We start from the raw sequence: 17,788 nt of genomic DNA, 5'->3' as shown, positions 1-17,788 counted from the left end.
GTGTAACTGTGAATAAGATATGGATTTTTATAATGGAGATAACAGTATAAAATATGAGTAGATTAAGAGTTTCATTGAAACCATTCTTTTTAATTGAGATTTTTAGTATGCCTTGAGAAATTTTTTGCAATAAAGCTAAGTAAATAATTTAATAAAAATTATAAGAAGGTGTTAGAAAGCGTTCTTATTAGCATTTTATAATAATTTGGTTGTAGTTATTATGTTTTTTAACAAATTATTTTATTTAAATATGTATAAAAGAGATTCTTTGTATTAAATAATGCAAATGAGATATACTCATGATAAAGTATTGACTTTAATTGTATAACGTGCAAAAATATAAATACAAACGTAAATACGAAATAATTCGTAATTAAGAATGTCGAGGGCGTTTATAAATGTGGTAAAAGGTGATAGTCATGAATATAAGAAAATTAGTATCTTTTAAGTGCAATAACAAACTCCAATGGGGGATACTGGATGGGGATGAAGTGTATAGTGCAGAAAATTTATCTCACGCAATATCGGTACACCTTCCTGAAAACCTTTTAGATTTTATTTCTTTAGGACCTAATGGATTAAATAGGCTGAAAGCTAAGTTAAAAAAAAAGAACATTGCGTTATTAAATCATTAAATATTGATGCTATCACTATTACTGCACCTATTATGAATTTGAGAAGAAATATATTTTGTATTGGCGAAAATTATGTAGAACATGTAGGTGAATTTGAAAAAAATTTTAATATGGAAATACAAAAAAAATTACCGTCATGTCCAGTTATTTTTACAAAAGCTGCTTCGGCAATTATTGGACCTGAAGAATTGATTGATTCCCATCCAATGATAACGAAGGCATTAGATTATGAGGGGGAGCTAGCTGTTGTTATTGGTAAAACAGGTATGAATATATCGGCAGAAAATGCAATGGAGTATGTGTATGGATATACTATTCTAAACGATGTTTCTGCGAGAGATTTACAAAGTAAATATGGGCAATGGTTTCATGGGAAGAGCCTTAATACATTTGCTCCTATGGGACCGTGTATTTTACTAAAAGATGAAGCCCCAAGTTTTTTTGAAATTATGACTAAGGTTAATGGAGAAATACGGCAACATGCTACCACTAAGGAATTTATTTTTTCCATTTCTAAAATAATTCAAACTTTATCGGAAGGGACTACTCTTTATGCAGGTGATGTTATTGCAACTGGTACTCCTTCTGGCGTAGGGGTAGGTTTTACGCCGCCTAAATATCTTCGTTCTGGAGATTTAGTAGAAATAACTATATCTGACATTGGGACTTTATCGAATTCAGTTAAATAACTGATGGATTTTTATCGAAGGGCTTGTAACCTGCGCAGGGTTATATATATAGTGTGTGCGGATATTTGCTCCGGAGGCTTTTATGAGGCACATATTGCAAGTTTTAAGGTTTAGCGATATTTTTAGAAAGATGGTGAAATTTTTATGACTCAATTAACTCAAAAACCTACAAACGTTCGATGGCGAGTGTTTTTAGCATTGCTGATTCTCGTTACTATCAACTACGTAGACCGTGCTGTTATTTCTGTATTAATGCCTATGATTCAGGAAGATTTGCAATTTAGCCCTGAACTTGTAGGTGTCATTCTGAGTGCATTTTTTTGGGGCTATGTAGTAATGCAGATACCTTCTGGATGGTTATGCGATAAATTTGCACCCGGTAAAGTTATTGTCGGTACAGGGATCTTGTGGGGGATATTTCAGATTTTTACTGGATTTATCCATAATAGCACAATGTTTATTGCTATTCGTGCATTATTGGGTATTTCAGAAGCTCCGATTTATCCCTCTGGAGGGAAATTACAGTCTGTCTGGCTGACTAAAAATGAACGTGGTAAAGGTGCTGCATTAATGGATTCCGGTTCGGCTTTGGGGAATGCGTTAGGAGCACCGTTATGTGCGCTATTTGTAGCTTTTCTTGACGGTTGGCGTGGCGCTTTAATTGCAGCAGGCGTATTAACAATTATTGTAGTGCTAGCTTGTAAACCCATTATTGGATCTACACCGGAAACGAATAAGAGCATTAATGAAGCGGAACGTGAATATTTACGCAAAGCTTTTGAAGAAGAGGATGCTAGTTCTTTAAGCGGCCAAAACATGGATGATGCAAAATCTGGTTCAACGGCTACGACATATTTAGGTTCACGGAGTTTCTGGGGAGTATGTCTGGGATTTGGCGCTTATGATGCATTTTGGTATGGTTTAATGACCTGGGGCGCCTTATATTTGGCGGCAGTACATCATCTGAATATTAAAGATTTAGGTTGGTCTATTTTCTTAATTTATGCAGTAGGAACTGTTGGACAATTATTAGGCGGTGTCGTTACTGATAAAATTCGTCAAAGTGCAAAAGATACTAATGCCGTATTCAGACGGTTATTTCCTCTGTTAGGTGTATGCATTGCTGTTCCGATGTATTTGCTTTCAGTAGCAACAGATATCTACTTTGCTATTGCGATGCTTAGTATCTCGATGTTTTTTGAAAAATGGTGTGGAACAATGTACTGGTCTTTACCGTCGATTGTTGCGGATCGGCAATATAGTGGCACTCTCAGTGGCATTATGAATATGTTTGGCAATGTCGGTGGTGCAGTTGTTCCTATCGTTGTCGGGTTGATTGTTGGAGCTACTGGTTCGTATTATTGGGCTTTGATGTTATTTATTGCTTTAGCCCTTGGAACGGGTTTATTCCCTGTTTTAATCAATTTTGATAAGAAAATTGGGATGGAGTAATTTAACTTTTATTGAATTTGGCGAAATAATGAAAAGACCTTTTTTGAGGTCACCTATCGGTCTGCAAAAAAAGGTCTTTTTATCAAACATGTAGAGCTATAGAAAGGGTGGAATACTTATGAAATACAATCCTGTGACAGATGAAGTTGTCAATGAATTAAAGAAAATTGTCGGAGATAAATATGCTACGACGGATCCGGATAAATTAGAGATTTATAAGACTGACGAAGAAGGGAATTCTATTTATTTCAGTTATCCTGAAGTTGTTGTATTTCCGGCTTCTACTGAAGAAGTTGCCGAAGTTGTTAAGTTAGCTAATAAATACTTAGTTCCAATTACGCCGCGTTCGGCTGGAACAGGGCTATCTTGCGGGGCGATTCCTGTGCATCATGGAATTGTTATAGAATTAGAACGAATGAATCAGATTCTTGAAATGGATGCCGAAAACTTGTACTGCGTGGTTCAGCCAGGCGTTCGTACTGTTGATTTGCAGCAAGCTGCGAAAGCAAAAGGATTATTGTATGCCGGCGATCCGTGCAGTGCTGAAAGTTGTCAGATAGGCGGAAATTTAGCAACCAACGCTGGGGGAAACAAAGCTGTTCGTTATGGTACGACTCGTCATCAAATCTATGACCTTACTGTTGTAACACCGCTTGGCGACATTGTAAAAGTTGGTGCCCGGTTAGAAAAATGCAGCACGGGATACTGTTTAGAGCAATTGATCTGTGGATCTGAAGGTACACTGGGAATTATTACAGAAGCGACGTTAAAATTGAGGATGCTGCCGCCGTATTCCTTCGATATCGTTGCTATTTTTGATGATCCTGCAAAAGCGTTAGCTTTGCCGAGAAAGATTTTGAAGGCAGGTATTGAGCCGACAAGCATTGAATATATGGATAACCGGGCTATTGTTATTAGCGGCGATTTTATTAAATGCGATTTGCCGTACGCTAAGAAAAATGGCGTGTATGATATTATTACTGTTGAATCATACGATCAAGATGAGCTCGATAAAAAAATGGAAAAATTAGGCGATTTATGCGATGAGGCTGGTGCCGTCGAGGTACTGATGGCTGATGACCGAATTTGGGAAGCCAGAAAACAATTTGCCGATGCTTGCCGCGAAATTTGCTTGACTTGGGCTAGTTCGGACTATGTCGTTCCTCTTGATAAAATTATCAATGTCACAACAGAACTTCCGAATATCATGAAGAAACACGATATTGATGGCGGTATTGTAGCTCATATTGGTGATGGCAATATTCATGTGAATATTTTGAATACACATAATCAAGGTCCAGAAGAATGGGCGAATACCTTGCATGCATATGATGATGATATTTTTGCATTGGTATATAGCCTGGGCGGAAAGATGTCTGGCGAACACGGCATTGGCTATAAGAAAAAAGAGGAATTTGAAAAATTTACTCCTGAAGGTGAATTAAAACTTATGCGTTTATTGAAGAAAGCTTGGGATCCTAATAATATTATGAACCCATCTAAAGTTATTGAGGTTGAATAAATTTATTACATACATATATTACATATTATATAGGAGTTGTTATGAGTAAGTTTAAAGAAAGATTGAAAAATGGCGAACGGTTATTTGGGCCGTTCCTCAACATGAATTACCCGGCCGTCGTAGAAATCGCTGGCTTGGCAGGCTTTGACTTTGTCATCATCGACAACGAGCACGGCGAAATTCCCTTGGAAAGCACCGTCGACTTGATCCGCGCTGCGAAATTGACGGATATTCCGGCTATCGTCCGCGTATACGAAGGCAATCCCGAATTGATCGACAAAGCCCTGGACTTGGGCGCCGACGGCGTTCAGATTCCGAATATCGGCTCTAAGGAAGCTGCTGAAATTGCCGTACAGGCCGCTAAATTCGCGCCGGAAGGCAGCCGCGGCTGCAACCGCTTCGTTCGCGCCGGCCGCTACGGCAGCATCGATAAAGCCGATTTCTTCGGCAAGGCCAATGAAGAAACGGCCGTTATCCTTCAGGTAGAAGGCCAGGACGGCGTCAACGCCCTGCCGGAAATCTTGAAGGTCAAAGGCGTAGACGTCTTGTTCGTCGGCCCCTACGATCTCTCGGCCTCCTTGGGCATCCCCGGCCAGGTAGATCATCCGAAGGTCATCGAACAGATGAATGAAATCATGGCTCAGGCGAAAGAAGTCGGCGTAGCCGTAGGCTTCTTCGTCGACGACGTGAAGAAAGCCGTAGAATGGAAAAAACGAGGCGTACAGTACGTTTCCTTCTCGAGCGACGTAGGTGAATTGTTTACTCGTTTTAAGGAAAACGCTGACTACTTTAAAGAACATTGATGAAACTGTATGCGCGTATCCTTTTGAGAAGGGGTGTGGATGATAATGGGTGAATTTTCCGGGAAAATCGTACTAGTTACAGGGGGCAGCAAAGGAATTGGCGCTGCTACGGTAAGGCGTTTTTGTGAAGAAGGCGCACATTGTATTATTGCCAGCCGCCATCTGGAAGAGTGTCAGTCTTTTGCTGATGAATTGCAGCAAGCGGGATTTTCTGCAAGCGCCTTGGCGGTGGATGTAAGTAAAGTAGCTGAGATCAAGCAAATGGTCGGCGATGTTATAGATCAATTTGGCAAAATTGATGTGTTAGTTAATTCTGCTGGAGTTAATAATAGAAAATATGCAGTAGATTACGTAGAAGAAGATTGGGATTATATTATGAATATCAATCTGAAAGGGGCGTATTTCTGCACGGTTGAAGTGGGTAAGGAAATGTTAAAACAACAGAAGGGGGCTATTATTAGCTTGTCATCCTTGCAAAGTCACATCAACATGCAAAGATTATCGATCTATGGAGCAAGTAAAGCTGGGATACGCAATTTTACTAAGGGTTTGGCAAATGAATGGGCTACAAAAGGTGTTCGTGTAAATTGTGTGTCGCCTGCATTTATAGCTACTCCGTTAGTAGAGAAGGTACTGCAAGATCCTTCTTATACTACGATTATAGATTCGCGTACGCCTATGAAGCGTGTCGGCACTCCTGATGAAGTTGCAAACGTTATTCTTTTTTTAGCATCGGATAAGGCAAGTTATATTACTGGAGCAGATATTGCAATTGACGGCGGATGGACGGCTAGTTAATGAATTGAGGCCATAATACGAAGGGTTTGTCACGTATATATTTACCATGCGTGGCAAACCTTTAGTTTTTTTATATTCTATTATATATTCCCCTTAGTGAAATGGAGGATGTTTTATGATTTTTCAATTTGGAATTCCTACAAAAACATTATTTGGTGTTGGCCAACTCAATCATTTGCATGAGCAAATGATGCCAGGTAAAAAGGCGTTGCTGATTCTTTCTAATGGAATTTCGGCAAAGAAATATGGGTATTTAAATCGTACGGAAAAAGAATTACACTTGGCTGGCGTTGAGACCGTTCTTTTTGATCAAATCGAACCTAATCCTACTAAAACAACAGTTATGATGGGGGCAGCTGTTGCTCGGCAGGAAAAATGTGATTTTCTTGTTGCTTTAGGTGGAGGCAGCTGTATTGATGCTTCCAAAGCAATTGCCGTTATGGCTACAAACAAAGGTGATTTATGGGATTATATTCAGAATGGTACTGGAAAACGGCAGCCTATTGCCGTCAACCCTTTGCCGATTATTGCGATTACGACGACTGCTGGAACGGGTTCGGAAACGGATGCTGGAGGTGTTATTACGAATACGGAAACGAATGAAAAAACTCCGATAAAAAGCCCGCTTCTATTTCCGAAATTGGCTATTATCGACCCGGAATTGATGTTGACAGTTCCTCCGAAATATACTGCTTACCAAGGATTTGATGCATTATTTCACAATATTGAAGGATATTTGTCATGTAAAGCAAATCTCATGAGCGAAATGATTGCTCTTGAAGCCGTTGACCAAATTAGTACCTGGCTTCCTGTGGCTGTTCAAGATGGCTCTAATATAGAGGCGCGAGAACGAGTTGCCTTTGGCAATTATTTGGGAGGCTTGGAAATGTGCACAAGTTCTAATATGAGTGAGCATTCTTTGGAACATGCCTTAACGGCGTATCATCAGGAATTGCCGCATGGTGCGGGCTTAATTATGCTGAGTAAGGCATACTTCACATATATGATTGAGCACCATGTGTGTGATGAACGTTTTGTTGCTTTGGCAAAAAAAATGGGGAGAACTGATGCGGAAAAGCCGGAGGAATTTATTATAGCGCTAGAAGAACTAAAGGAAAAATGTGATGTATCTGACCTTAAAATGTCTGATTATGGCATTGTTCCGGATGAATTTCCTAAAATGGCTGCTAATGCGAAATCGGCAATGGCTTTTCTCTTTGAAGGAGACCGCATGGAACTGAAGGAAGAGGACTGCGTCAATATTTTAAATGCTGCATACCAATAAGATGAGGTTATTCAAGTTAGATTAAGATAGCTTCTATATAAAAATAAAGGGCTCTTTCTTCAGAACGCAGGTTAAATTACAAAACTTGCATATTTAAGAAAGAGCTTTTTGTTATTTTATATGATTTTATGCCGAAGAAAGACTAGCGTAAAATGACTTATAAATAAAATAGGAGTGGCTACCAGTGTATTGATCCTGCAGCTACTCCCATTTGGTTTTAATAATTTGAGATGCTTGGTATTTGAGAAACAAAGGAATCTAGAAATAAGTTGCTGTCAGAAATTCCAAGCCGCTGCAGATTGCGTTCTAGTACATTTTGCCCAGTTAATAATGCCTTGACTACAGTTTCTTTTTTTTCTTTTGTCAATCTGAACGTAGGCATACTTACACTGACAGCTGCAATGATTTTGCCATTATGATGGATTGGTACTGCAAAGCAACTTAAATCAGGAGAAATTTCTCCTGATTCTTGAAAATAGCCTTCGGATTTAGACCGGAGACATTCATCATATAATTGTTCTATCGTTTGGCATGTTTTTTCTGTTACTGGTTTTAACGGGCCTTTATAAATTGATTCCAACTCTTGAAGGGAATAGCAACTAAGCAACGCTTTGCCTAAAGAGGTGCTATATGCTGGCAGGCGTTTTCCGACGAATGAAACGAGGCGAATTGGTTCAGCCGAATCTTCTTTTGCAAGATATAAGACATCGCCATTTACTAAAATGCCTAATTGGCAAGTTTCAGATGTTTTATAAACAATTTCTTTCATTTCTTTCTTAAACACGTCTAATAAACCGATGTTTTGAAGAGATGCGGAGCCGATGAGGAACATACTGATACCTATGACATATCTGCCGTTGCTTTTTTGCTCAATAAAGTCTCTGTCGCGTAATGTGTGAATGATTGGTACAATAGTACTTTTGGGAACTTGAATTTTGGTAGCTATTTCTGTTAATGTCAGGCCTTCGTCGTTTGCAGATGCAAGCGACTGCATGATATCTAAAACTCGCAATGTTGGCTTGTGCTGAGAATATGCCATAACGTATCACTTCTTTCCTCATATATGTTGAAGAGTATATAATCCTCTTCCTTATTTATTCAATGCAAACAATACTTTATACATATACATTATATAGTATTATGAATTTTTCGTCCATATATTGGAACAATTATTTTAATGAAAACTTTATCATATGTATCTAGAATTAAATATTAGTATACAAGGTATCGTAGATTATTTACAAATTGACATTCAAAAATAGCAATGTTATCATATAATTAGTACTAATATAAGAACTTGGACGTAATTAAGGAAGGGAGGGAACGCTATGAATGGAGAAGGAACAAAAACGATTGTTCGTTCAGTGGCTCGTGCATTAGATATTGTTTATTTTATTGCTAATGCAGATCAGGCTCCCTCATTTACAGCGATACAAAAGGAGACGGGAATACCTAAAAGCTCATTGTCTAATTTATTGAAAGAATTAGTTTATAGAGAATATATTGAGTATGATTCTGTTCATAAAGGGTATCGTGCAGGTCGAACACTTATTGTTCTTTCCGCTACTATTATTAATAAAAAAGATATCAATCATCTTTTTAGTATCCAAAAGAAATTTACAATTTGAAAATATATTTTTATCTCACTGAACTATAGGAAATTTTCTATGATTTAGTGAGATTTTTTTGTTTTGATATGCCTTAAAAATTTTTTTATTCGGATATACATTATCTTTGCTTATATTATATGATTATAAGTTGTTCCATGTTTTTTATGCATTATATATGGTTTTATTATTTATAAGCATTGAATTTTTTCTTATAAAATGATAGAATAACGAATATAAGAATAAAGACGTATATAAGAACAATAAAAACGGGCAAAATCGACATGCTTACTAATGAAAAAATGATTGCCTTGAATGAAAAGTAATTCACTAAAGTTTTTGTATGCGGAACTTGTTTTTACATGTCATTTAGAAAAAGGAGGAACTATTACATCATGAAGAAAAACTATGTTGTAATGGATGGCAACACTGCTGCCGCATATGCATCGTATGCCTTTACGGAAGTAGCTGCCATTTTCCCCATTACGCCGTCGTCAGTTATGGCTGAAAAGGTTGACGAATGGGCTGCTAAGGGAAAGAAAAATATCTTTGGCAATACGGTTGATGTTATTCAAATGCAGTCTGAAGCAGGCGCGGCCGGCACATGCCACGGCTCGCTGCAGGCCGGCGCTCTGACGACAACCTACACGGCTTCTCAGGGCTTGCTGCTCATGATTCCGCCGATGTTCAAAATCGGCGGCGAATTCCTGCCGGGCGTATTCCACATTGCCGCCCGTACGGTCAGCGCTCACGCTCTTTCTATTTTCGGCGATCACTCCGACGTCATGGCCTGCCGTTCCACCGGCTTCGGCATGATCATGTCTTCGTCGCCGCAGGAAGTCATGGATTTGGGCGCCGTGTCGCACTTAGCGGCAATCGGCGGACGCTATGCCTTCATGCACGTGTTCGACGGCTTCCGTACATCTCACGAAATGCAGCGCATCGAAGCGCTGGACTACGACGAATTGAAAAAACTCGTCGACTACGATCAGCTGAACGCCTTCCGCAAAAACGCCTTGAATCCTGAACATCCCTATGAACGCGGCACGACGGTCAATCCGGATATCTTCTTCCAGTGCAAAGAAGGGGCGAACGAAAAAATCGCTTCCATTCCCGGCGTCGTACAGCATTACATGGATGAAATCAATAAATTGACAGGCCGCGATTATAAACTCTTTAACTACTACGGCGCTCCCGATGCGGAAGAAGTTGTAGTCGTCATGTGTTCGGCGGCGGAAACGGTCCGCGACACTGTTGATTACCTCAACGCTCAGGGCAAGAAGGTCGGCATGGTACAGGTTCACTTGTATCGTCCGTTCTCCGTACAGCACTTCACCGAAGCTATTCCGGCTACGTGCAAAAAGGTTGCCGTACTGGACCGCACGAAGGAATCGGGCTCCATCGGCGAACCGCTGTACTTAGATGTACAGAGCGCCCTGATTCAGGCTGGCCGCGGCGATATCGTCGTTGTCGGCGGCCGCTACGGCTTGGCTTCCAAGGATACGACGCCGGCTCAGATCGCCGCTGTATACACGAACTTGGAACAGGCTCAGCCGAAAAACAACTTCACCATCGGCATCGTAGACGACGTAACGAATACGTCCCTGACAGACGAACCGATCAAATTGTCCTACGAAGGCCAGACAGCTGCTAAGATCTGGGGCCTCGGCGGCGACGGCACGGTTGGCGCAAACAAAAACGCCATTACCATCATCGGCTTGACGGCAGACAAATATGCCCAGGCATACTTCTCCTACGACTCCATGAAGACCGGCGGCCTGACCCAGTCGCACCTCCGCTTCGGCGATCAGCCCATCCATGCGACGTACCTCGTCGATTCGGCTGATTTCGTAGGCTGCCACGCTCCGACATACGTTCATAAATACGATACGACGGCTGAATTAAAAGACGGCGGCGTATACCTCCTGAACTGTCCCTGGACGGCGGAAGAGTTGGAAACGCAGCTGCCGGCCAAGATGAAACGCGATTTGTACAATAAACATGCTCAGTTCTACACGATCGATGCTACAAAATTAGCTGGTGAAATCGGCTTGGGCGAACGTGTCAACACGATTCTCCAGGCTGCGTTCTTCGAACTGACCAAGGTTATTCCTATCGACATGGCTGTGGAAGCGATGAAGCAAGGCAACTATGACAGCTACTTCAAAAAAGGCGGTCAGGAAATCGTCGACAAGAACAACAAAGCAGTTGACGCTGGTATCGAAGGCCTCGTAAAAGTAGAAGTTCCTGCTTCTTGGGCCAATGCTGTCGATACGCCGAAGGATCTGTCCCACTTGCCTGAATTCATTCAGGATATCGTGGAACCGATGAATCGTCAGCAGGGCGACTTTATTCCGGTATCGGTATTCAAGAAGCATGATTGCTTCGATGGCACATGGCCTCTCGGCACGACGGAATACAGCAAGCGCGGCGTAGCCATCAAGGTTCCCCACTGGAATGCTGAAGTCTGCGCGCAGTGCAACAGCTGCTCCATGGCCTGCCCCCACGCAGCTATCCGCCCGGTTCTCCTTACGGATGAAGAATTGGCCGGCGCTCCGGAAAGCTTCGTAACGGTTAAGGCGAAAGGCGCTAAGCTGTCCGATTACAACTTCCGCCTCCAGGTTTCGCCGTACGATTGCCTCGGCTGCGGCGTCTGCGTAAGCGTCTGCCCGCTGAAAGACAAGGGCGCTCTTACGATGGTTCCCATGGAAGAAGAAGCTGCCCAGCAGGATAACTTCAACCGTTTCGTCATGGACGAACAGTACCTCAAGAAGGAAGCTGTCAGCGACAAGACCGTCAAAGAACTGCAGTTTGCTAAACCGTACTTCCAGTTCTCGCCGGCCTGCGCAGGCTGCGCCGAAACGACGTACATCAAGACGGTTACGCAGCTCTTCGGCAGCCGCATGTACGTTGCCAATGCGTCTGGCTGCTCCTCTGCATACGGCGGCTCCTTGCCGACGACGCCGTACTGCACGGACAACCGCGGCTTCGGCCCGTGCTGGGAACAGTCCTTGTTCGAAGACAACGCCGAATTTGCTTACGGCTTCTTCCACGCTCAGGACGTTATCCAGCAGGAACTGCGCATCCATTTGAATGCCTTGAAGGAACAGAATGTCGCCGTAGAAGCTATCGACGAATACCTGGCTCACTACCGCGAAGGCGACAAGTCCCGCGAAGTGACGGACGCCCTCATCGCCGCATTGGAACAGGTTCCGGCGAACGAAGACGTAGCCTTCGTCCTTCAGAATAAAGAATACCTGGCTAAGAAATCCGTATGGGCCTTCGGCGGCGACGGCTGGGCATACGATATCGGCTTCGGCGGTATTGACCACGTCATTGCCCAGAACCGCGACGTCAACATCCTGGTCATGGATACGGAAGTATACTCCAATACAGGCGGCCAGTCTTCCAAGGCTACTCCGACGGCAGCCGTAGCGAAATTCGCTGCCGGCGGCAAGCAGGTCAAGAAGAAAGACCTCGGCGCTATCGCCATGACCTACGGCTACGTATACGTTGCTCAGGTCGCTATGGGCTACAACCAGGCGCAGACGCTCCGCGCTCTCCGCGAAGCCGAAGCATATCCGGGTCCGTCCATCGTCATCGCATACTGCCCGTGCCTCGAACACGGCATCAAGGCCGGTATGGGCGCTACGCAGCTTGAAATGAAGAAAGCCGTAGAATGCGGCTACTGGCACCTCTATCGCTACGATCCGCGTTTGGCGGCAGAAGGCAAGAATCCGTTCCAGCTTGATTCTCCGGAACCGGATTCCGACAAAATGGTCGAATACCTGCGCGGTGAAAACCGTTACAACCGCTTGCAGATTAACTTCCCGGAACGTGCAGAAGCATTGTATGAAAAGACGATCCGCGAAGCGAAGGAACGCTATGCCAAATACGCTAAAATGGCAGGCAAATAAGGGTAATTAAGTAAAAAGAAGCTCTGTCCACGCAATGATAAACGCTCCATCTTTCGCACCGGCAGAGCTTCTAATTACTTGATTATATAAACAAAATTCATTAAGGGAGAAAGGGGATAACAGAATAATGGAGTTCCAGCTTTCAGATGAACAAAAAATGATAACCAAAATGGTCCGCGATTTTGCCGAAAAGGAAATTGCGCCGACAGTCCACCAGCGTGACGAAGAAGAAGTATTTGACCGCAGCATCGTCGATAAACTCGGCGAATTGGGCTTAATGGGGATTTTCTTTCCGGAAGAATACGGCGGAGGCGGCGGAGACTACATGAGCTATATTCTCGCAAATGAAGAATTGGCTCGCGTAGATGATTCCATTGCCTGCAGCTACGCTGCGTCTGTGTCCCTTTGCGCATGGCCTATTTTTACATACGGCACGGAAGAACAAAAACAAAAATACTTGGTTCCCTTGGCAGAAGGCACGAAATTAGGCGCTTTCGGCTTGACAGAACCCAATGCCGGCACCGATTCGGCACAACAGCAGTCTCATGCTGAAAAAGTCGGTGACCACTACGTGCTGAACGGCAGCAAAATATTTATTACCAATGGCGGAGCCGCTGATATTTACGTCGTATTTGCCATGACCGATAAGTCTCAGGGTACAAAAGGCATTTCCGCTTTCATTTTGGAAAAAGGCATGCCGGGCTTTACTTTTGGCAAAAAGGAACATAAATTGGGTATTCATGGTTCTCAGACGATGGAATTAGTATTCCAGGACGTCGTTGTACCAAAAGAAAATCTTCTCGGCGAAGAAGGCAAGGGCTTTAAAATTGCCATGACATCTTTAGATGGCGGTCGTATCGGCGTAGCTGCTCAAGCTCTAGGTATTGCTCAGGCGGCACTGGAAGCGGCCGTTCAATACTCAAAAGAACGGACGCAGTTCGGCAAACCGATCAGTAAGTTCCAGGGCGTTTCTTTTATGCTGGCTGACATGGCGACCCGTCTCGACGCCGCTCGTCTGCTGACGTACCGCGCTGCATATTTGAAAGGCGCAGGCCTTCCCTATTCTAAAGAAGCCGCTATGGCTAAGATGTACGCTTCCGATGCGGCCATGGCTATCGCTACGGATGCCGTACAGATCTTCGGCGGCTACGGTTACACGCGCGAATACCCGGTAGAACGGCTGCTGCGCAACGCGAAGATTACGCAGATTTACGAAGGAACGAACCAGGTACAACGCATGGTCATTTCCGGCAGCTTGCTGCGGTGAGCCATTCCGCGCTTATGGTTGCCATTGTATGGTATGATAGAAAGGTGATGCATCATGAAGGAAGAATTAACGTATGATGAAATGCAGGTAGGCGACACGACTACCTTCGGCAAGACAATCAGTGAATCGGACGTATATGCCTTTGCTGGTATTACAGGTGATTTCAACCCCATGCACGTCAACGAACAAATCGCTAAAGAATCGATGTTTAAGGGCCGTATTGCCCACGGCATGATTTCTGCTGGCATCATTTCGACGACGATGACGAAAGCCATGCACGGCGGTACGCCGATTTATTGCTCCCAAGAATTGAAATTCAAAGCTCCCGTACGCATCGGCGACACGATTACCTGCACGGCGACTATCATCGAAAAGATTCCTGAAAAACACCGTCTTATTTTGAGTACTGTCGTAACAAATCAAGATGGCGTTGTTGTAACTGACGGAAAGGCTGTTATGTTAAAAAAATAACAATGTCTGAATTAATGGGTTGCTGATACTGTATCCGAAAGGGGAAAATCGAGTTCAAATATATAATTGGGCTCGTTTTTTCTTTTTTAGTGATAATTTTTAACACAATTAGATTTTAAAATTACTAAATATCGTAATTGTTTGGTATACTAATGATTTATTTGTATTAAAAATTAAAATGCGATATTAAAAAAATATATTGGAAGCCATGTATTGATATTAATGTGCTTCAAGTGATATACTAGTGGCATAAAGACGAATATACGAAATAATACGTATTTAAGAAAAAAGGAGGAGTCTGAAACGATGAGAAGTGAAAAAATTCTCGAAGGATTGCACAACCAATATTATCGTGCTACGTATAAATCAATGGGATTTTCTACAGATGATTTAAAACGTCCAATTATTGGTATAGCTAATGCATGGAGTGAATGTGTTCCAGGACATTTTAATTTGAGACAGGTGGCGCAACGAGTAAAAGATGGAATCTATCGAGCTGGAGGTACTCCTGTTGAATTTGGTGTTATTGGTGGTTGTGACGGTTTTGCGCAAGGTCATGATGGTATGCATTATATTTTGCCGTCTCGAGAACTGATAGCTAATTCTGTTGAATCGATGGCTCAGATTAATTTATTCGACGGACTCGTATTATTAGGTTCCTGCGATAAGATTGTTCCAGGCATGTTGATGGCAGCAGCTCGTTTAGATATTCCCTGCATTTTATTGCCTGGCGGACCAATGGAAGGTGGAATAGTGTTTGATGGCAGAAAATCTGACCAGACTTCAAGTACAGAAGCATATGGCATGTTGTCTGCTAATAGAATTACAGAGAAAGAATATAGAACATTAGAAAATTTATCCTGTCCAACATGTGGTTCTTGTTCGTATTTAGGAACCGCAAACACGATGTGTGCACTTTCCGAAGCGTTAGGTATGACCTTGCCTGATGGAGGTATTATTCCAGCTTATTCAGCTGCCAGATTATCTATTGCAGAAGCTACCGGCATAAAAATCATGGAACTTGTTGAAAAAGGAATTACTGCTCGGCAAGTTATTACAAATGAAAGTATTCGCAATGCGATTAAAATTTGTTTGGCCATGAGTGGAAGTACCAATGCAGTTATGCATTTAACTGCTATTGCTCGTGAAGCAGAGCTAGATATTGATGTTTTGTCGGAATTTGATGAATTATCTAGACATACGCCGCAGTTAGCTAAGATTAATCCTGCTTCAGAATATAACATGATTGATTTTTATCAAGCTGGTGGGGTCAGCAAACTGCTTGAAGAAATGAGTTCCATCATTTATACGAATGCGATGACAGTTACGGCTCATACCGTAGCGGAAAATACAGAGAGTCACGTATATCAGTATCCTAAAAATAATAATATTATTAAAACGATGGATGAACCTTTTGGGTATGAAGGTGGAGTGGCTGTTCTTCGCGGTAATTTGGCTCCGGATACAGGTATTACAAAACCAGGAGCGTTTGATAAGAGCCTGCAGCATTTTGAAGGAGAAGCAATATGTTTTGATTCTGAAGAAGCGGCTGAAGAAGCAATTTTAGCTGGTAAGGTTCGAGATGGTCATGTTGTAGTTATCCGTTATGAAGGGCCTAAAGGCGGCCCAGGCATGCGCGAAATGTTCAAGGCCATGAAGTATTTATATGGTAGAGGTTTGGCTAAAACAACTGCTTTGATTACAGATGGACGTTTTAGCGGTACAAATAATGGATGTTTTGTAGGACATATTTCTCCAGAAGCTGCTGAAGGCGGTCCTATTGCTATTGTAAAAAATGGTGATCGTATTGAAATTGATGTTGAAAACCGCTCATTGAATCTTCTTGTAAATGATGAAGAAATAACGAAACGGTTGGCTGAGTGGAAAAGGCCGGAACCTAAGTTCAAAAAAGGTTGGTTAGGTTTATATTGCAAAATTGCTGGTTCTGGTGCACAAGGTGCAGTTGTTCAATACGATAAGCTAAAAAATTTATAAATGTTGATGGAGGCATAGTCCAATGGAAGAAATGAAACAGAGGGTATTTACAAAAGTAACCTGGCGTTTAATTCCCTTTTTAGTACTTTGTTATTTGCTTAACTATATTGACCGCGTTAACTTAGGGTTTGCTGCTTTGGAGATGAATAGAGATCTTGGATTGACTGCCACTACTTTTGGTTATGGCGCTGGTATATTATTTATTGGGTATTTAATTTTTGGCGTTCCTAGTAATTTAGGGTTAAATAAATATGGGGCAAGAATCTGGTTGGGGTTGTTGTTAGCTGTATGGGGCTGTATTTCTGCTAGCATGGCATTTATTACAACTACAACACAATTTTTAGTGGTGCGTTTTCTACTTGGAGCGGTAGAAGCTGGCTTTTTTCCAGGCGTTATTTTTTATTTGACACAATGGTTTCCAGCAGAATATAGAGGATCAATTACGTCTCGTTTCATGTTTGCTCAACCATTAGCTTTGATGATTGGTTCGACAGTATCTGGTTGGCTGCTTACGTTAGACGGAATGATGGGGGTAGCAGGGTGGCAATGGATGTTCATTTTAGAAGGTGCCCCAACGGTTATTGTTGGTTTGATTGCATTGTCGTATTTAACTGATAATCCTTCAAAGGCTAACTGGCTAACTGCCGAAGAAAGAAATTTTTTGATTGACGAATTGGAAAAAGAAAAGCAACAAGTTGTAGCAAAAGAAAAGGTTTCTACTTTCCAAGCTATGCTGAATCCTAAGGTTTGGATTTTGGCCATTATTTATGTATCTCAGGTTATTGGTGTATTTGGTGTAAATATGTGGCTTCCACAGATTGTTAAGTCTTTTGGTGGAGATCTGGCTACTACAACGATTGGCTTGATTAGTGCTGTTCCTTTTGTGGTTGCAGCTGTTGGTATGCTGGCAATTGGCTGGAGTTCTGACAAGCATATGGAACGTAAGTGGCATATGATTGGAGCCATGATATTAGCTGGTGGTTGTTTGGTTATTTGCGGTGCTCTGAATAGTGGATTAGGTGTTTCTATTGCTCTCATCTCTATCAGTGCTATTGGCTTCTATGGTTGCATGCCTATTTTTTGGACAATTCCGCCAATGTTTCTTGTAGGTGGTGCTGCGGCTACTGGTATTGCTTTTATCAATGCTATTGGTAATTTGGGCGGATTTATTGCGCCTATTGCGATTGGTTGGATAAAAGATTATACAGGCAGTTTTGTCGGTGGATTCTACTTTATGGGGATCACTGTTTTAGTAGGTTGTGTTTTGTCTTTGATACTGTTTGCAGCATTTAAAAAGCAGGAATCGTAAAAAATATATTCTATCCAAGACGTTTTTCAGATGTCTTG

Annotated in this window: 14 protein-coding genes; 13 read left to right on the top strand and 1 reads right to left on the bottom strand. The window is 42.2% G+C overall.

All coding sequences use genetic code 11. The annotated features are described in order from the left end of the window. The first annotated feature begins 419 nt into the window (after positions 1-419). The 7 genes from DKB62_RS12910 (at position 420) to DKB62_RS02835 (ending at position 7,184) form a co-directional block, all read left to right on the top strand. The gene (locus tag DKB62_RS12910; protein WP_331225478.1) at positions 420-635 is read left to right on the top strand and encodes a hypothetical protein; all 216 of its coding nucleotides are present in this window, start codon (positions 420-422) and stop codon (positions 633-635) included. 32 nt (positions 636-667) lie between these two features. Next, on the top strand, positions 668-1,324 hold the full coding sequence (locus tag DKB62_RS02860; protein ID WP_331225479.1) for a fumarylacetoacetate hydrolase family protein: 657 nt from the start codon (positions 668-670) through the stop codon (positions 1,322-1,324). A 144-nt stretch (positions 1,325-1,468) separates the two neighbouring features. Further along, positions 1,469-2,776, top strand: a complete 1,308-nt coding sequence (locus DKB62_RS02855) for an MFS transporter (protein ID WP_107196454.1) — start codon at positions 1,469-1,471, stop codon at positions 2,774-2,776. Between the two features lie 112 nt (positions 2,777-2,888). After that, positions 2,889-4,298 carry an FAD-binding oxidoreductase gene (locus DKB62_RS02850; RefSeq protein ID WP_095629502.1) on the top strand — a complete coding sequence of 470 codons (1,410 nt, stop codon included), beginning with the start codon at positions 2,889-2,891 and terminating at the stop codon, positions 4,296-4,298. A gap of 41 nt (positions 4,299-4,339) precedes the next feature. Continuing rightward, positions 4,340-5,101, top strand: a complete 762-nt coding sequence (locus DKB62_RS02845) for an HpcH/HpaI aldolase family protein (RefSeq protein WP_107196455.1) — start codon at positions 4,340-4,342, stop codon at positions 5,099-5,101. A gap of 39 nt (positions 5,102-5,140) precedes the next feature. Continuing rightward, the gene (locus DKB62_RS02840; protein ID WP_095629500.1) at positions 5,141-5,899 is read left to right on the top strand and encodes an SDR family NAD(P)-dependent oxidoreductase; all 759 of its coding nucleotides are present in this window, start codon (positions 5,141-5,143) and stop codon (positions 5,897-5,899) included. A gap of 115 nt (positions 5,900-6,014) precedes the next feature. Continuing rightward, positions 6,015-7,184, top strand: coding sequence for an iron-containing alcohol dehydrogenase (locus tag DKB62_RS02835; RefSeq protein WP_107196456.1), 1,170 nt, complete (start codon positions 6,015-6,017; stop codon positions 7,182-7,184). Positions 7,185-7,401: 217 nt separating this feature from the next. On the opposite strand, the gene DKB62_RS02830 is transcribed toward DKB62_RS02835, so the two are convergent. Further along, positions 7,402-8,223: an IclR family transcriptional regulator gene (locus DKB62_RS02830; protein WP_107196457.1), complete on the bottom strand. Its 822-nt coding sequence runs from the start codon at positions 8,221-8,223 to the stop codon at positions 7,402-7,404. Positions 8,224-8,512: 289 nt separating this feature from the next. On the opposite strand from DKB62_RS02830, the gene DKB62_RS02825 reads away from it, so the two are divergent. From DKB62_RS02825 to DKB62_RS02800, 6 genes are all read left to right on the top strand, one after another. Continuing rightward, the gene (locus tag DKB62_RS02825) at positions 8,513-8,812 is read left to right on the top strand and encodes a helix-turn-helix domain-containing protein (RefSeq protein WP_095629413.1); all 300 of its coding nucleotides are present in this window, start codon (positions 8,513-8,515) and stop codon (positions 8,810-8,812) included. 374 nt (positions 8,813-9,186) lie between these two features. Then, positions 9,187-12,708 carry a pyruvate:ferredoxin (flavodoxin) oxidoreductase gene (nifJ, locus tag DKB62_RS02820; RefSeq protein ID WP_107196458.1) on the top strand — a complete coding sequence of 1,174 codons (3,522 nt, stop codon included), beginning with the start codon at positions 9,187-9,189 and terminating at the stop codon, positions 12,706-12,708. A gap of 127 nt (positions 12,709-12,835) precedes the next feature. Further along, the gene (locus tag DKB62_RS02815) at positions 12,836-13,975 is read left to right on the top strand and encodes an acyl-CoA dehydrogenase (RefSeq protein WP_095629411.1); all 1,140 of its coding nucleotides are present in this window, start codon (positions 12,836-12,838) and stop codon (positions 13,973-13,975) included. Positions 13,976-14,029: 54 nt separating this feature from the next. Then, positions 14,030-14,446, top strand: a complete 417-nt coding sequence (locus DKB62_RS02810) for a MaoC family dehydratase (protein ID WP_095629410.1) — start codon at positions 14,030-14,032, stop codon at positions 14,444-14,446. A 306-nt stretch (positions 14,447-14,752) separates the two neighbouring features. Continuing rightward, entirely contained in the window at positions 14,753-16,441 is a 1,689-nt protein-coding gene (ilvD, locus tag DKB62_RS02805) for a dihydroxy-acid dehydratase (RefSeq protein WP_095629420.1), read from the top strand. A 22-nt stretch (positions 16,442-16,463) separates the two neighbouring features. Then, positions 16,464-17,750 carry an MFS transporter gene (locus DKB62_RS02800; protein WP_095629409.1) on the top strand — a complete coding sequence of 429 codons (1,287 nt, stop codon included), beginning with the start codon at positions 16,464-16,466 and terminating at the stop codon, positions 17,748-17,750. Positions 17,751-17,788 lie beyond the last annotated feature (38 nt).

The organism is Megasphaera stantonii, from assembly GCF_003367905.1.
GTDB classification, from domain to species: domain Bacteria; phylum Bacillota; class Negativicutes; order Veillonellales; family Megasphaeraceae; genus Megasphaera; species Megasphaera stantonii.
This window is presented reverse-complemented; position numbering and strand designations above follow the sequence as displayed.

What these genes read in the sequence shown, in the direction of transcription:
- DKB62_RS12910 (WP_331225478.1), top strand. Translation starts at nt 420, where the DNA reads ATGAATATAAGAAAATTAGTATCTTTTAAGTGCAATAACAAACTCCAA.
- DKB62_RS02860 (WP_331225479.1), top strand. Translation starts at nt 668, where the DNA reads ATGAATTTGAGAAGAAATATATTTTGTATTGGCGAAAATTATGTAGAA.
- DKB62_RS02855 (WP_107196454.1), top strand. Translation starts at nt 1,469, where the DNA reads ATGACTCAATTAACTCAAAAACCTACAAACGTTCGATGGCGAGTGTTT.
- DKB62_RS02845 (WP_107196455.1), top strand. Translation starts at nt 4,340, where the DNA reads ATGAGTAAGTTTAAAGAAAGATTGAAAAATGGCGAACGGTTATTTGGG.
- DKB62_RS02840 (WP_095629500.1), top strand. Translation starts at nt 5,141, where the DNA reads ATGATAATGGGTGAATTTTCCGGGAAAATCGTACTAGTTACAGGGGGC.
- DKB62_RS02835 (WP_107196456.1), top strand. Translation starts at nt 6,015, where the DNA reads ATGATTTTTCAATTTGGAATTCCTACAAAAACATTATTTGGTGTTGGC.
- DKB62_RS02830 (WP_107196457.1), bottom strand. Translation starts at nt 8,223, where the DNA reads ATGGCATATTCTCAGCACAAGCCAACATTGCGAGTTTTAGATATCATG.
- DKB62_RS02825 (WP_095629413.1), top strand. Translation starts at nt 8,513, where the DNA reads ATGAATGGAGAAGGAACAAAAACGATTGTTCGTTCAGTGGCTCGTGCA.
- nifJ (WP_107196458.1), top strand. Translation starts at nt 9,187, where the DNA reads ATGAAGAAAAACTATGTTGTAATGGATGGCAACACTGCTGCCGCATAT.
- DKB62_RS02815 (WP_095629411.1), top strand. Translation starts at nt 12,836, where the DNA reads ATGGAGTTCCAGCTTTCAGATGAACAAAAAATGATAACCAAAATGGTC.
- DKB62_RS02810 (WP_095629410.1), top strand. Translation starts at nt 14,030, where the DNA reads ATGAAGGAAGAATTAACGTATGATGAAATGCAGGTAGGCGACACGACT.
- ilvD (WP_095629420.1), top strand. Translation starts at nt 14,753, where the DNA reads ATGAGAAGTGAAAAAATTCTCGAAGGATTGCACAACCAATATTATCGT.
- DKB62_RS02800 (WP_095629409.1), top strand. Translation starts at nt 16,464, where the DNA reads ATGGAAGAAATGAAACAGAGGGTATTTACAAAAGTAACCTGGCGTTTA.